We start from the raw sequence: 14491 nt of genomic DNA, 5'->3' as shown, positions 1-14491 counted from the left end.
ATAAAACCATGACCAAGTCTCTCGCATCCACCATTGCCGCCGCCCTGATCGCTTCCGCCTCCTTCGGCGGCGCAGCCCTCGCAGCCGGCGACTACTATGACGGCGCCTCCAAGAACGTCTCGGCCAGCCACATCGACCGCACGCAGACCAACAGCATCGGCGATCGTGACCAGCGCTTCACCCAGGCTCCGGATCAGACCATCGATCGTGGCGACTACTTCGTCGGCGCAACCCGCCCGGAGTAATCCGAGTCGTTCATTCAAGACATCAGCCCGTGCACCTCAGGTCGCAAACTTGCTGCCGGGCGTAAAATCCAAAGGATAAAACCATGACCAAGTCTCTCGCATCCACCATTGCCGCCGCCCTGATCGCTTCCGCCTCCTTCGGCGGCGCAGCCCTCGCAGCCGGCGACTACTATGACGGCGCCTCCAAGAACGTCTCGGCCAGCCACATCGACCGCACGCAGACCAACAGCATCGGCGATCGTGACCAGCGCTTCACCCAGGCTCCGGATCAGACCATCGATCGTGGCGACTACTTCGTCGGCGCAACCCGCCCGGAGTAATCCGAGTCGTTCATTCAAGACATCAGCCCGTGCACCTCAGGTCGCAAACTTGCTGCCGGGCGTAAAATCCAAAGGATAAAACCATGACCAAGTCTCTCGCATCCGCCATTGCCGCCGCCCTGATCGCTTCCGCCTCCTTCGGCGGTGCAGCCCTCGCTGCCGGCGACTACTATGACGGCGCCTCCAAGACCACCGCTGCCAGCCACATCGACCGCACGCAGACCAACAGCATCGCTGACCAGCGCGCCGCTCAGGCTCCCGACCAGACCATCGACCATGGCGACTACTACGAAGGCGCCAATCGTCCCGAATAATCGGAACGTTCATTCAAGACCCCGGCCAGCCGCACCTCAGGTCGCAAACTCGGTGCGGCGGCCGCAAAATTTCAAAGGATAAAACCATGACCAAGTCTCTCGCATCCACCATTGCCGCCGCCCTGATCGCTTCCGCCTCCTTCGGCGGCGCAGCCCTCGCAGCCGGCGACTACTATGACGGCGCCTCCAAGAACGTCTCGGCCAGCCACATCGACCGCACGCAGACCAACAGCATCGGCGATCGTGACCAGCGCTTCACCCAGGCTCCGGATCAGACCATCGATCGTGGCGACTACTACGAAGGCGCAAACCGCCCGCAGTAACCGGCCACCGCTGCCAGGTTCGTCGCAACGATCCACCGCTTTGCGCGACGAACCGGAAATCCAAGGACAACTTTCATGAAGAACATTATTGCTGGCATGATGGCGCTCGGCGTCATCGCCGCCGCTTCCTCCGGTCTTGCCGCAGATGGCGAGTATTACACCGGCGCCAAGACCACGACGTCAGGCATCGACAGAACCCATACGGGCAGCATCGGCGATCGGGAGGGAATGCAGATCAAGACCTCGCGGGACAACCGCATGCCCTTCGATACGACGGATCGAGGCGATTACTACGAAGGCGCGCAACGGCCTCATTAAGGCCATCTGCCGCTTCTGATACAAACTGAAAAAAACCAGCCGCGAGCGGCTGGTTTTTGCAGTTCATTCAAGACACCGGCTGAAAGGCGGGTCGCAATCGCCCTTCACCTGTTCGCGAGCAATGGTCTCTCAATCACTGCCCACACGGACACCATAGATTAACGAATCATACGAATCAACGTTGGACAGGCCCGACCTCTCCAAGAATCTCCGATCCCGTGTTCTTGCGACCGCGACACAAGAGACAGAGTGTCACACTTAGGCGAATTTCGGTTCACATCCACTTGATCTTTCAGTGTTTTCTTTGTGAACGCCTGATGCAATCTCTGGGGAACGATGTTCGTCGGTCCGGGTTATCCCAGTGCAAGCCGGCACCGATCAGCCGCTCGCAAGAGATAAAAGGACAAAAGACATGAAAACCTACATCAAGACAGGCTTTACGGCCGCACTCATCGCTTCGGCCACCTTTGCAGGTTCCGCCATGGCGCAGTCGACGCAGTATCAGCCGTATGCGGACTCGCCTTCGGCCGTTGACGACACCACTGTCGACCGTTCGACCACGGGCAGCATCTACCCGTTCAACCAGGGCATGACCCGCAGCAACATGTCGAACAGCAACATCGACAACTCCACCGACACTGGCGACTACTACGAAGGCGCAATGCCTCCGACCAACTAAGCAGTTCCTTCAAGCCACCGTTCCCGCTCGGGTCGCAACCAGCGAGCGGGGTCGAAATGAGAAGGCCGGCGAAAGCCGGCTTTTTCTTTGCGCGGCGGACATTCAGCCGGGCCGAGGCCTTTCCGCCGCCGCCCTCTTCCATTTCCCGCCCCTCCTGAACCGAAGATGAACCCTTGCCTCAGCGTGAGTTCAGGGCCGAAGCCTATGGTCTTCCCATCGGGTTTGGGGAAACGCACATGTCCACTCTGGTTCGCCGCTTCATCATCGTCACCTTGCTCTGCGCCAACTTCGCCATCCTGTTCACGGCCCTGGTCGCGCAGCCCAGCCAAAGATCCTCGGCACTCCTGACGGGTCCGTCGGCGACCTGCTCCCCGTCCGCATTCCGCTGTGGATTGGCCCTATGAGCCGGCGCAGACGCACAGCAGGCGCGGTCGTGACCGCGCTTCGCCTGACGGTAGCGGCACTGGCACTGGTCGGACCACTGGCCGCCGTCACCGTTCAAACGTCGGAACACGGGCTGTTTCCCAAGCAGGGCGCCGGCCTGGTGCTCTTCGTCAGCCTTCAGCGGCAGTCCATGAGCTGATGCCGGACGATAGGCGCTGTCTGTGTTTTGCTTGTTACGGACTTCGATCTATAATGGTGCATGAGCAAACGAATCTCCTCCTTCACCAATCCTTCCTCCATCATCCCGAGCGCCTATGAGCCGCGTGTCTTTGACGACGCCACGGCCGCCGTCGACGCGCTGACCGAACTCTACGAGCGCAACACTGGCTTTCTCGTGGAGGCGTTCGGGGCGCTCGCAAAGGGGGCTCCGGTCACGGGCCGATACCGCGCCTGCTATCCGCAGGTCAGCATCGAGACGACCTCGTTCGGCCACGCCGACTCCAGACTCTCCTACGGGCATGTCACTTCCCCCGGCGTCTATACGACGACGGTGACCAAGCCGAAGCTGTTCCGCCGCTACCTGATCGAACAGCTCGATCTCCTGATGCGCAACCATAGCGTCCCGGTGACGGTCTCGGAATCCGACACGCCGATCCCGCTGCATTTCGCCTTCGGCGAGGGTGCGCATGTGGAGGCGTCCGCGACCGCCAGCCTGTCCGACGTCAGCCTGCGCGACCTCTTCGATACGCCCGATCTCAACACGACCGACGACCTGATCGCCAACGGCGAATACGATCAGGTACCCGGCGAGCCGGCGCCGCTGGCGCCCTTCACGGCGCAGCGCATCGATTACTCGCTGGCCCGGCTCAGCCATTACACCGCGACCAGCGCCGATCACTTCCAGAACTTCGTGCTGTTTACCAACTACCAGTTCTACATCGATGAATTCGCCGCCTGGGCCCGCGAGATCATGGCCAGGGGCGGCGACGGCTATGATGCCTTCGTCGAACCCGGCAATGTCGTGACGATGGCTGGCTCCGTCAGGGATGATACGGGCGTCGTCGGCCGCATGCCGCAGATGCCGGCCTATCATCTCAAGAAGGCGGGCCACAGCGGCATCACCCTCGTCAACATCGGGGTCGGCCCTTCCAACGCCAAGACGATCACCGACCATATCGCGGTGCTTCGCCCGCATGCCTGGCTGATGGTCGGCCATTGCGCCGGTCTTCGCAACAGCCAGCGGCTCGGCGACTACGTGCTGGCGCATGCCTATGTGCGCGAGGACCATGTGCTCGATGACGACCTGCCCGTCTGGGTGCCGATCCCGGCGCTGGCGGAAGTGCAGCAGGCGCTCGAGGATGCTGTCGAGGAGATCACCGGCTACGAGGGCTTCGAGCTGAAGCGCATCATGCGCACCGGAACGGTCGCCACCATCGATAACCGCAACTGGGAACTGCGCGACCAGCGCGGTCCGGTCAAGCGGCTGTCGCAGTCACGCGCCATCGCGCTCGACATGGAATCGGCGACGATCGCGGCCAACGGCTTCCGCTTCCGCGTGCCCTACGGCACGCTGCTCTGCGTTTCCGACAAGCCGCTGCACGGCGAGCTGAAGCTGCCCGGAATGGCCACCGCCTTCTACCGGACGCAGGTCAGCCAGCACCTGCAGATCGGTATCTGCGCGGTCCAGAAGCTCGCGGCCATGCCGATCGAACGGCTGCATTCGCGCAAGCTTCGCAGCTTCTACGAGACTGCTTTCCAGTAGGCGGCCCACCCGTGGGCACCGTGACCGCTACTCCCTGACGGTGTCGCGCAGGTGGTCGAGGCCCTTGCGCAGGGTATCGACCATCTCGTCGACCTCCGAACGCGCGATGATCAGTGCCGGTGACGCCAGCATCCGGTCGTCGGTCGCGCGCATGACGAGGCCGTTGTCGAGGCAGTGGTTGCGCACCAGCGTGCCGACGTCGTCGGGACTTGAGTAGCGGCGGCGGGTCGATTTGTCGGCGGCGAGCTGGAGACCGCCGATCAGGCCGACGCTTTCTGCCTCGCCCACCACCTCATGGTCCTCCAGGCTTTTCCAGGCCTGCGCGAAATAGGGGCCGATGTCGTCGCGCACCCGCTCGACCAGCCCCTCCTCCTCGATGATGCGCAGGTTTTCCAGCGCCGCGGCGGCGCAGACCGGATGACCGGAGTAGGTGAAGCCGTGGTAGAAACCGCCGAGTTCCTCCACCATCACCTCCGCCACCCGGTCGCTGACCAGCACGCCGCCGATCGGCAGATAGCCGGAAGAGAGGCCCTTCGCGATCGGCGCCAGATCCGGCTCGACGCCGTAGTGCTGGTGGCCGAACCAGGACCCCAGGCGGCCAAAGCCGCAGATCACCTCGTCGCAGACGAGCAGAATGTTACGCTCCCGGCAGATACGGGCAATTTCCGGCCAATAGGTGTCGGGCGGGATGATGACGCCGCCGGCGCCCTGGATGGGTTCGGCGACGAAGGCAGCGACATTGTCCTCGCCCAGTTCGTCGATCTTCTCCTCCAGTTCGCGCGCGACCTTCAGGCCGAAGTCGGCGGGTGAGAGGTCGCCGCCCTCGGCGTACCAGTAGGGCTGGTTGATGTGGGAGATGCCCTCGATCGGCAGGTTGCCCTGCTCATGCATCAGCTTCATGCCGCCGAGCGAGGCGCCGGCGACCGTCGAGCCGTGATAGGCGTTCTTGCGGGCGATCACCTGGGTCTTGGTCGGCTTGCCGAGCGCCTTCCAGTAGACGCGCGCCATGCGGAACCAGGTGTCGTTCGCCTCCGAGCCGGAGTTGGTGAAGAAGACGCGGTTGAGCTTGTCGCCGGTGTGCGAGGCGATCTTCTCGGCCAGCAGCGTCGCCGGCGCCGTCGTGGTGCCGAAGAAGGTGTTGTAATAGGGCAGCTCCTGCATCTGCCGATAGGCCGCCTCGGCAATCTCCTTGCGGCCGTAGCCGACGTTGACGCACCAGAGACCGGCAAAGCCGTCGAGATATTTCCGGCCGTGGTTGTCGAAGATATGGACGCCCTCACCCCTCTGGATGATGCGCGTGCCGGCGGCATTCAGCTTCTTCATGTCGGAGAAGGGATGCAGGTGGTGGGCCGCGTCGATGGCTCCGAGGTTGGAAAGGGGCATGTCGGTCATGGAGCGGTCTCCGCCTTGCGATTGTGTGCGCAATTCTTATCGGCTACGAACGAGGCTCCGCAACCTCCTTAAAAGACATTCCCCATGGCCGACGACACTGCCCCGCCCCGCATCGAGATCCTGCTCGTCGGCATGAACGGAGACCTGCGCGGCAAGCAGATCCCGCTGGAGGCGGAAAAGAAGGTCTGGGACGGTTCCGTGCGGCTCCCCTCCTCCACCCAGTCGCTCGACATCTGGGGCGACGACAACGACGACATCACCGGCCTGTCGCTGTCGATCGGCGATCCGGACGGGCTCTGCATCCCGGACCGGCGCAGCCTGGCGCCGATGCCCTGGGCACCTAACGGTTCGCAGCAGGTGCTCTCGACGATGCATGATCTCGACGGGAGCCCGAGCTTCATGGATCCGCGGGCCATCCTCGCGGCCATGCTCTCGCGCTACGAGGAGCGCGGCCTGACGCCGGTGGTCGCCACCGAGCTCGAGTTCTACGTGGTGGAGGACGATTGGCGGGAGACGGGCGTGCCTCGCCCGCCGCAGCGACTGACCTACCGCGGCGACCCGAACGGTTTCCAGCTCTACGACATGACGGCCGTCGACGCGCTCGACGACTATCTCCAGACGGTGCGGGCCTGGGCGAAGGCACAAGGCCTGCCCGCCGATGCCACGACGGCGGAATTCGGCCCCGGGCAGTTCGAGATCAATCTCCTGCACCGCCCCGACGCGCTGGCCGCCGCGGACGACTGCATCTACCTGAAGCGCATCGCCGAACAGGCCGCCCGCCGGCATGGGCTGAAATCCACCTGCATGGCAAAGCCCTATAGCGACCACGCGGGCTCCGGACTGCATGTGCATGCCAGCATCATCGACCGCAACGGCGAGAACGTGCTGGATGCCAAGGGCAAAGATCCGGCAGCTCTCCGCTCCGTCTGTGCCGGCATGCTGGACACCATGCGCGACGCACAGCTGATCTTTGCGCCCTTTGCCAATTCCTACCGCAGGTTCCAGCCCGGCTCCTTCGCGCCGGTCGATATCGACTGGGGCTTTGGCCACCGCGGTACGGCGGTTCGCATTCCCGACCAGAACGGACCGGCCGCACGCATCGAGCATCGCGTCGCCGGTGCCGACGCCAATCCCTACCTGCTGTTGACGGCGATCCTGGGCGGCATGCTGCTCGGGCTCGACGAAGACCTCGATCCGGGTCCGGCAACGCAGCCCGGCGAGGCGCCGTCCGGCAACCGGCGACTGACCCATGACTTCCTGACGGCGGTGGAGGATTTCTCCGCCTCGCGCTTCATCTGCGACGTGTTCGGCGCGCGGTATCAGCGGCTCTACGGCGACACGAAGCGGAAGGAGGCGATCGCCCATCTCCGCACCGTGTCCGACTTCGACTACAGGACCTATCTGCCGCGCATCTGAGACGCCTCAGATGCCGGCGCCGGCTTCCTGCGCCTGCTCTTCGACGGGCTTGCGCTCGACGAAGACCTTCAGCTCGCCGGCATGGATGCGGATCTTCACGTTGCGGTCCATCGGCAGAAGCTCACCGTCGATGACGCAGCGCACGTCCTTGCGTGCGCGCGGGAAACGCAGCTCCAGTTCCGTGGCGGTCATTGCGGTCACCGCATCGTTCTCCTTCAGCCGGCCGCGCAGGATGTCGAGCGTCAGCCGCGCGACCCCGCCGGGCGTCAGCGGATCGGCGATGTAGAATCCGAGGCGCCCACCCGTCAGATTGTCTGCGAACAGAAGCGGATCGGGACCGAACTCGTTGTTGGAGACGGAGATCGCCGATACCTTGCGCAGCCCGGTCTTTCCTCCGGCATCGAAATCGACCTGGAAGACCGGCGGGTTGAACATGACGCCGAGCACCGCCCTGGCGCTGGCGCGCATCTTGCCGAACCGGGAGCCGTAGGTCATCGAGTTGCGCAAGCGCACCATGCGGGCGTGAAGACCGGCCGAAAACTGATGGACGAAGCTTTTGCCGTTGGCGCTGGCGATATCCACCTGCTGCACATGCCCCTCGGCCAGGACATCCAGCACGCCCCAGATGTCCAGCGGCAGATGCAGCGACCGCGCAAAGAGGTTCATGGTGCCGGCGGGCACGACGCCGAGCGTCAGGCCGCTGCGCCAGGCGATATCGGCGGCGGCCGAGATCGTGCCGTCACCGCCGCCGGCAATCAGTCCCTCGATGCCCGGCGTGGCCGCGGCCCGCTCCATCGTCGCCACGACGTCCTTTCCGGCAACCACATGGCATTCGATCTGGTGACCCGCGTCCTTGAAGACTGCAGCCGAATGAGCGCAATAGGCGTCCATATCGGTGGTCCTGAAGGTTCCGCCATCGCGGTTGAAGACGGCAACAAGGTTCATCTGGCGCTCTCGATCAGCCTGGGGTTTAGCCGTGGAACAACGGCCTTTGGCGTAAATGGTTGCTCCGCTGCACCTGCGTCGGCGGGTCGAACTTGCGGCCAACGGACGTCACCGGCCCACTGACTGCGGACACGATGGGCACCTCAGGCTGCGGAGCGGACCTTCTGCTGCGGCGGCATCACAGCGGAGACCTGATCGTCGCCGCACATCACATGCTCGCTGCCCCAGAGGCGAAGGGCACTGATCACAGGCTCCAGCGTCTTGCCCAGGGGCGTCAGGTCATAATCCACGCGGGGCGGCACGACGGCATGGACGGTCCTGGAAACCAGTCCCGCCTCCTCCAGCTCCCGCAGCTGCTTGGTCAGCATCCGCTGGGTAACGGCGGGAATGCGGCGGCGCAGCTCGTTGAAGCGCAGGGTCCCCTCCTCCAGCAGATGGTGCAGGATGACGCCCTTCCACTTTCCATCGAGGAAGCTCAAGGTCGCCTCGACGGGGCAACCGGGAAAATAATCAATCAGCTTGGCGCGTGGGCGGGACATCGACGGTATCCATTTTGATACTATATGCCAAAAATGTGCATTCTTGCGGATTGCGCATATAGGCCGCATTGAAGCCCCACGCAACGAAACAAGGAGACCTCCATGCGCACCGTCGGCTTCAACATGCCCCAGCCCATTACCGCAGACACTTCGCTGATCGACATCGACCTGCCGATGCCGGCAGCCGCCGGCCGCGATCTGCTCGTCGAGATCAGGGCCGTCTCGGTCAACCCGGTGGACGCCAAGGTCCGCGCCTCCGCGGCGGTCGAGCCGGGCGATCACCGTGTCCTCGGCTATGATGCCGCGGGCGTGGTGAAGGCCGTCGGTCCGGAAGTCACCCTCTTCCAGCCGGGCGACGCGGTCTTCTACGCCGGTGCGCTCGACCGGCCGGGCACGAACGCCGAGTTCCATCTGGTCGACGAGCGGATTGTCGGACGCAAGCCGGAGAGCCTGAGCTTCGAGCAGGCGGCGGCGCTGCCGCTGACGGCCATCACCGCCTATGAGGCCATGCTGCACCGCATGAAGGTGCAGGAGCCCGTCCCTGGCGCGGCGAACGCGATCCTGATCATCGGCGGTGCCGGTGGCGTCGGCTCGATCGCCATCCAGCTGGCGCGGGAACTGACGGACCTGACGGTCATCGCCACGGCCTCCAGGCCGGAGACACAGGCGTGGATCCGCGACCTCGGCGCCCATCACGTGATCGACCACAGCCAGCCGCTGGCGCCGCAGGTCGAAGCTCTCGGGCTGGGCTCGCCGGCCTTCGTCTTCTCCACGACGGAAACCGAGCAGCATCTTGACGACATCCTGGCGCTGATTGCGCCGCAGGGCCGCTTCTGCCTGATCGACGACCCGAAGAACCCGATGGACCTGCGGCCGTTCAAGCGCAAGGCGCTGTCCATCCACTGGGAGCTGATGTTCACCCGGTCGCTCTACCAGACGGAAGACATGATCGAGCAGCACAAGCTCCTCGATCATGTCGCGGAACTGGTCGATGCCGGCCGCATCCGCACCACGCTTGCGGAGACCTATGGCACCATCAATGCCGCCAACCTCAAGCGCGCGCATGCGATGATCGAAAGCGGGCGCGCCAAGGGCAAGATCGTCCTCTCCGGCTTCTAGGCCGGCAGCTCGCCTTTCTCAGCCGACGGCTGCACCAGGCCGTCGGCTTTCCGGCTCATCGGAACTCCGGAACCGATGAAATCTCGCCTCTTATCAGACGGCGCGGATTGGATTATCGTGGCCCCGTCATTGCCAGCGGGGGCTCACATGGCGATATCTCAGGCATCCTCATTCGACAGTGCAATCGGTGCGATCACCGGCAGAACCTGGTTCGGCTATCTCGCCCGGATCGTGCTCACCTTCGGCTTCTGGGCAAGCGGGCTTGCCAAGCTGATCGGCTTTCAGGCCGGCATGGCCGAGATGGCGTATTTCGGCCTGGAGCCGGCGGCCGCCTTCAACATTGCCGTCATCATCACCCAGATCGGCGGATCGGCGCTGATCATCATGAACCGCTGGACCTGGCTGGGTGCCGGCGCCCTGGCGGTCTTCACGCTCCTGACGATCCCCATCGCCCATAACTTCTGGACGATGGAAGAGCCGTTCAAGACCATGGAATTCCATGTGGCGATGGAGCACATCACCGTCATCGGTGGCCTGATGGTGGTCGCCTGGAAGACGTCGCCCTAGGCCTGCAGCACCAAGACGCGGTCGCCGACGTTGACGCGCTCGTAGAGATCGATCACGTCGTGGTTCATCATGCGCACGCAGCCGCTCGACATGGCGTAGCCGATGGTCTGCGGCTGGTTGGTGCCGTGGATACGGAAATGCGTGTCGTTGCCGCCGCGGTAGAGATACATGGCGCGGGCGCCGAGCGGGTTGTTCGGGCCGCCGGGGACGCCGCCGGCATATTTCAGGTTCTTCTCCGGCTCGCGGCGGATCATGTTGGCCGTCGGCGTCCAGGTCGGCCATTCGGCCTTGCGCCCGACGTAGGCATTGCCCCGGAACGCCAGTCCCTCCTTGCCGACGCCGACGCCGTAGCGCATTGCCTGGCCGCCTTCCATCACGTGGTAGAGCCGGCGCGCCGGGGTATCGACGACGATGGTGCCCGGCTTGTGGGTGGTCTCATAGGCCACGACCTGGCGGCGCAGTTCCGGCTTGATCTTGTCGAGCGGCACCGCCCGCAGCGGGAACTGTTCGTCCGGCAGCGCGGCGTAATTGGCGCGGTGATCGACGCCGCTCGAGGCGCAGGCGGTCACAAAGAGCGGCAGTCCGAGCAAAAACCCGCGGCGGGAAATCGACATGAATCGTGTCCTTAAGGTGTCGTTTTGATGATCCGCAAATTAGGAAATTATGGTTAACGTACAGTGTATGGGAACCGTGATCTGTCAGGATCACGCCAACGTGTGCGGCTCGCCTCGGGCACTGAAACCACGTCGCAGCAAAAAGGGGCGACCGACCGATCACCCCTTTCCGAACACTCCAGTGCGAACACCCTTACATGCTCGGATAGACCGGCCCCTCGCCGCCCTGCGGCGGCACCCAGTTGATGTTCTGGTTGGGGTCCTTGATGTCGCAGGTCTTGCAGTGGACGCAGTTCTGCGCGTTGATGACGTAGACCTCCTCGCCGTCCTTTTCGACCCATTCGTAGACGCCGGCCGGACAGTAGCGGGTCGACGGACCGGCATAGATGCCGAGTTCGGAGCGCTTCTGCAGCTCCATGTCCTTCACCTGCAGGTGGACCGGCTGGTCTTCCTCGTGGTTGGTGTTGGAGAGAAAGACGGAGGACAGGCGGTCGAAGGTCAGGACGCCGTCGGGCTTCGGATAGGCGATCGGCTTGTGTTTTGCCGCCGGCTCCAGCGCCTCGGCATCGGTCTTCCCATGCTTCAGCGTGCCAAGGAAGGAGAAGCCGAGAAGCTGGTTCGTCCACATGTCGATGCCGCCGAGCGCGATGCCGAGGCCGGTGCCGAGCTTCGACCACAACGGCTTGACGTTGCGCACCCGCTTCAGGTCCTGGCCGATCGGGCCGGCACGCCATTCGTTCTCGATCTCGACCACTTCGTCGTTGGCACGACCGGCGGCGATCGCTGCGGCGATCTTTTCCGCCGCCAGCATGCCGGAGTGAACGGCGTTGTGGCTGCCCTTGATGCGAGGCACGTTGACGAGGCCGGCCGAGCAGCCGATCAGCGCGCCGCCCGGGAAGGAGAGCTTCGGCACCGACTGGTAGCCACCCTCGGTGATGGCGCGGGCGCCGTAGGAGATGCGCTTGGCGCCCTCGAAGGTCGAGGCAATGGCCGGATGCGTCTTGAAGCGCTGGAATTCCTCGAAGGGGTAGAGATAGGGGTTCTTGTAGTTCAGGTGCACGACGAAGCCGACGGCCACCAGGTTGTCGTGCAGATGGTAGAGGAAGGAGCCGCCGCCGGTCTTCATGCCGAGCGGCCAGCCGAAGGAATGCTGCACGAGGCCGGGCTTGTGGTTCTCCGGCTTCACCTCCCAGAGCTCCTTGAGGCCGATACCGTATTTCTGCGGCTCGCGGTCCTTCTGGAGGTCGTATTTGGCGATCAGCTGCTTGGCCAGCGAACCGCGCACGCCCTCGCCGATCAGCACGTATTTGCCGTGCAGTTCCATGCCGCGGGTGAAGGCGGGGCCCGGTTCGCCATTCTTCTCGACGCCCATGTCGCCGGTGGCGACGCCGCGCACGGCACCCTTGTAGTCGTAGAGGATTTCGGTCGCCGCGAAGCCAGGATAGATCTCGACGCCGAGCGCTTCCGCCTTTTCGGCCAGCCAGCGACAGACGAGGCCGAGCGAGACGATGTAATTGCCGTGATTGCTCATCAGCGGCGGCATCAGCATGTTGGGAAGGCGCACCGAGCCTGCCGGACCGAGGAACAGGAACTGGTCGTCCGTGACCGGCGTGGTGAAGGGATGCCCCTCCTCCTCGCGCCAGCCGGGCAGCAGCTTGTCGATGCCGGACGGATCGACCACCGCGCCGGAGAGGATATGGGCGCCGACTTCCGCGCCCTTTTCGAGCACGACGACGGAAAGCTCGGGATTGACCTGCTTCAGCCGGATGGCCGACGCCAGGCCGGCCGGGCCGGCACCGACGATCACCACGTCGAATTCCATGCTCTCGCGTTCGGGAAGTTCCATGTGCTCGCTCATCACCTGCTCCGCTTGCCGGCTCCGCTCCGGCATCCTTAACTTGTCTGACAACTCATTTGGCAAATGCCGATGCGCTTGTCGACCACCAAACGATAGTATCTCATGCCTCCAACGGCACCCGATACTTACCTTTACGTGAACGTAAGATATCGGCTCCGGCGGGAAAATCAAGTTTCGTCCGTGCCCACGACGCCTGCCCGCCATGGCCGGCCTTGCAATGCCCGGCCAAGTCTTGCATTTCCGTGGCAAACCCTAGCAGAGCAGCTCCCCGCATGACACTCATCGGCTCCCCCTCTCCCCTTGCATCCCAGGATCTGATCCAGCCGTTGTCCGGACTGCACCCGGACCTCGCCATCCTGACCGCCGAAGGTCTCGCCGGTCGCCATCCGGGCGAGCACCCCGAGAATTTCGGCGCGCAGATCATGGCGCAGCCATCGTCGACGGAGGCCGCCGCGGCGTTGGTTTCCTGGTGCGCGGACCATGACGTAACGGTCGTGCCGCAGGGCGGGCTCACCGGACTGGTCGGCGGCAGCATCAGCCGTCCGGGCGAGGTGATCCTATCGACGGCGCGCCTCAACCGCATCCTGTCGATCGCGCCGGAAGAGATGACGGCGACCGTCGAGGCGGGGGTGACGCTGGAAGCGCTGCAGCAGGCGGCGGCGGCGCACGGGCTGACAACCGGCATCGATCTCGGCTCGCGCGGCACGGCGACCGTCGGCGGCATGGTCTCCACCAATGCCGGCGGGATCCTCGCCTTCCGCAACGGCGTCATGCGCCACCAGGTCCTCGGCCTGGAGGCGGTGCTTCCCTCCGGTGCGGTGCTCTGCGACCTCACCCGGGTTGTGAAGGTCTCGGCCGGACCGGACCTGAAGCAGTTCTTCATCGGCGGCGAAGGCGCCTTCGGCTTCGTCACGCGCGTCGTGCTGACGCTGGAACCGCAGCGCCCGCACCGCGCGACCGCGCTGGTCGGCGTCGCCGATGCCCGTTCTGCGCTGGCGCTCGTGCGCCACTTCCGGTCGCGGCCCGCCGTCACGCTGGAAGCCGCAGAGATGATGTGGCCGCGCTACATCCGCGACCATGCGGCCCTGAAGGGGCTGGACCTGTCCTGGCTGGAAGCGGATGCCGCAGCCCTTCTCATCGAAGTCTCGGGGGAAAGCGTGGAGGCGGCGACGTCAGCGCTCGAAGCGGGGCTGGAGCAGCTTTGGGAACCGCTTGACCTCCAGGGCGGCATCGTGGCGCAATCGCTCGACCAGGCGCGCAAGTTCTGGGACATCCGCGAGGATTCAGGCTTCTACTACGCCGAGATCCCGCTGGCGGCCTCCTTCGACATCTCCGTGCCGCCGCTCTTCCTCGATGCCTATGTGGCAGGCCTCGAAAGCCGCCTGAAGGCGATCGATCCGACCTATGCCGCCTATGTCTACGGCCATATCGCCGACGGCAACCTGCATCTGACGCTGATCAAGAAGGGGCCGCTGCCGGACGCGGAACTGCAGGCCGTCGAAGAGGCCGTCTATACCGGCATCCACGAGGCGGGCGGCAGTTTTTCTGCAGAACATGGGGTGGGGCTGGAGAAGCGCCACGGCTACGAGAGCTTCGTGTCGCCGGAGAAGCAGGCCCTCGGGCGGGCGCTGAAACAGGCCCTCGATCCCAAGGGCCTGTTCAATCCGGGCAAGGTGCCGTTCTAGGCACCCTTCAT

The 14491-nt window shown here is 64.3% G+C and carries 18 protein-coding genes; 13 read left to right on the top strand and 5 right to left on the bottom strand.

Annotated features, from left to right (window positions below):
• The 9 genes from EO99_RS0114230 to amn form a co-directional block, all read left to right on the top strand.
• The coding region (locus tag EO99_RS0114230) for a hypothetical protein (RefSeq protein WP_029619302.1) at positions 1-245 on the top strand (245 nt) is incomplete at its 5' end.
• Between the two features lie 83 nt (positions 246-328).
• Positions 329-565 carry a hypothetical protein gene (locus EO99_RS0114225; RefSeq protein ID WP_029619301.1) on the top strand — a complete coding sequence of 79 codons (237 nt, stop codon included), beginning with the start codon at positions 329-331 and terminating at the stop codon, positions 563-565.
• A gap of 83 nt (positions 566-648) precedes the next feature.
• Complete coding sequence (locus tag EO99_RS0114220) at positions 649-879, top strand: hypothetical protein (protein WP_029619300.1); 231 nt, start codon at positions 649-651, stop codon at positions 877-879.
• 86 nt (positions 880-965) lie between these two features.
• Positions 966-1202 carry a hypothetical protein gene (locus EO99_RS0114215; RefSeq protein WP_029619299.1) on the top strand — a complete coding sequence of 79 codons (237 nt, stop codon included), beginning with the start codon at positions 966-968 and terminating at the stop codon, positions 1200-1202.
• 75 nt (positions 1203-1277) lie between these two features.
• A complete protein-coding gene (locus EO99_RS0114210; RefSeq protein ID WP_029619298.1) occupies positions 1278-1520 on the top strand; it encodes a hypothetical protein in 243 nt (80 codons plus the stop codon).
• Between the two features lie 412 nt (positions 1521-1932).
• Positions 1933-2199, top strand: a complete 267-nt coding sequence (locus EO99_RS0114205; RefSeq protein ID WP_029619297.1) for a hypothetical protein — start codon at positions 1933-1935, stop codon at positions 2197-2199.
• 236 nt (positions 2200-2435) lie between these two features.
• Positions 2436-2603 (top strand): hypothetical protein, encoded by a 168-nt coding sequence (locus EO99_RS27450; RefSeq protein WP_156034790.1) that lies wholly within the window; start codon positions 2436-2438, stop codon positions 2601-2603.
• Positions 2604-2632: 29 nt separating this feature from the next.
• Positions 2633-2782 carry a hypothetical protein gene (locus EO99_RS0114195; RefSeq protein WP_156034788.1) on the top strand — a complete coding sequence of 50 codons (150 nt, stop codon included), beginning with the start codon at positions 2633-2635 and terminating at the stop codon, positions 2780-2782.
• 60 nt (positions 2783-2842) lie between these two features.
• Positions 2843-4345, top strand: coding sequence for an AMP nucleosidase (gene amn / locus EO99_RS0114190; protein WP_029619295.1), 1503 nt, complete (start codon positions 2843-2845; stop codon positions 4343-4345).
• Positions 4346-4372: 27 nt separating this feature from the next.
• Here amn and EO99_RS0114185 read toward each other — a convergent pair whose 3' ends face one another.
• The gene (locus EO99_RS0114185) at positions 4373-5737 is read right to left on the bottom strand and encodes an aspartate aminotransferase family protein (RefSeq protein WP_029619294.1); all 1365 of its coding nucleotides are present in this window, start codon (positions 5735-5737) and stop codon (positions 4373-4375) included.
• Positions 5738-5821: 84 nt separating this feature from the next.
• Between EO99_RS0114185 and EO99_RS0114180 the strand changes: the two genes are divergently transcribed.
• Complete coding sequence (locus EO99_RS0114180) at positions 5822-7153, top strand: glutamine synthetase family protein (RefSeq protein WP_029619293.1); 1332 nt, start codon at positions 5822-5824, stop codon at positions 7151-7153.
• 6 nt (positions 7154-7159) lie between these two features.
• On the opposite strand, the gene EO99_RS0114175 is transcribed toward EO99_RS0114180, so the two are convergent.
• Positions 7160-8098, bottom strand: a complete 939-nt coding sequence (locus EO99_RS0114175; protein WP_029619292.1) for a diacylglycerol/lipid kinase family protein — start codon at positions 8096-8098, stop codon at positions 7160-7162.
• 143 nt (positions 8099-8241) lie between these two features.
• Positions 8242-8637: a winged helix-turn-helix transcriptional regulator gene (locus tag EO99_RS0114170; protein WP_029619291.1), complete on the bottom strand. Its 396-nt coding sequence runs from the start codon at positions 8635-8637 to the stop codon at positions 8242-8244.
• A 102-nt stretch (positions 8638-8739) separates the two neighbouring features.
• Between EO99_RS0114170 and EO99_RS0114165 the strand changes: the two genes are divergently transcribed.
• A complete protein-coding gene (locus EO99_RS0114165) occupies positions 8740-9756 on the top strand; it encodes a zinc-binding alcohol dehydrogenase family protein (RefSeq protein ID WP_029619290.1) in 1017 nt (338 codons plus the stop codon).
• Positions 9757-9903: 147 nt separating this feature from the next.
• Entirely contained in the window at positions 9904-10323 is a 420-nt protein-coding gene (locus tag EO99_RS0114160) for a DoxX family protein (RefSeq protein WP_081852060.1), read from the top strand.
• Here EO99_RS0114160 and EO99_RS0114155 read toward each other — a convergent pair.
• Both EO99_RS0114155 and EO99_RS0114150 read right to left on the bottom strand, forming a co-directional pair.
• On the bottom strand, positions 10320-10937 hold the full coding sequence (locus tag EO99_RS0114155) for a L,D-transpeptidase (protein ID WP_029619288.1): 618 nt from the start codon (positions 10935-10937) through the stop codon (positions 10320-10322). The two genes, EO99_RS0114160 and EO99_RS0114155, sit on opposite strands and share 4 nt — an antisense overlap.
• A 193-nt stretch (positions 10938-11130) precedes the next feature.
• Positions 11131-12795, bottom strand: coding sequence for an electron transfer flavoprotein-ubiquinone oxidoreductase (locus EO99_RS0114150; protein WP_029619287.1), 1665 nt, complete (start codon positions 12793-12795; stop codon positions 11131-11133).
• Between the two features lie 272 nt (positions 12796-13067).
• Between EO99_RS0114150 and EO99_RS0114145 the strand changes: the two genes are divergently transcribed.
• Positions 13068-14480: an FAD-binding oxidoreductase gene (locus tag EO99_RS0114145; protein WP_029619286.1), complete on the top strand. Its 1413-nt coding sequence runs from the start codon at positions 13068-13070 to the stop codon at positions 14478-14480.
• Positions 14481-14491: the final 11 nt, after the last annotated feature.

Origin of the sequence: Pseudorhizobium marinum, from assembly GCF_000705355.1 — a bacterium.
In the GTDB taxonomy this organism is placed as follows: domain Bacteria; phylum Pseudomonadota; class Alphaproteobacteria; order Rhizobiales; family Rhizobiaceae; genus Neorhizobium; species Neorhizobium pelagicum.
Note: the sequence above shows the minus strand (reverse complement) of the source record. Positions and strands in the feature narration are given on the sequence as shown.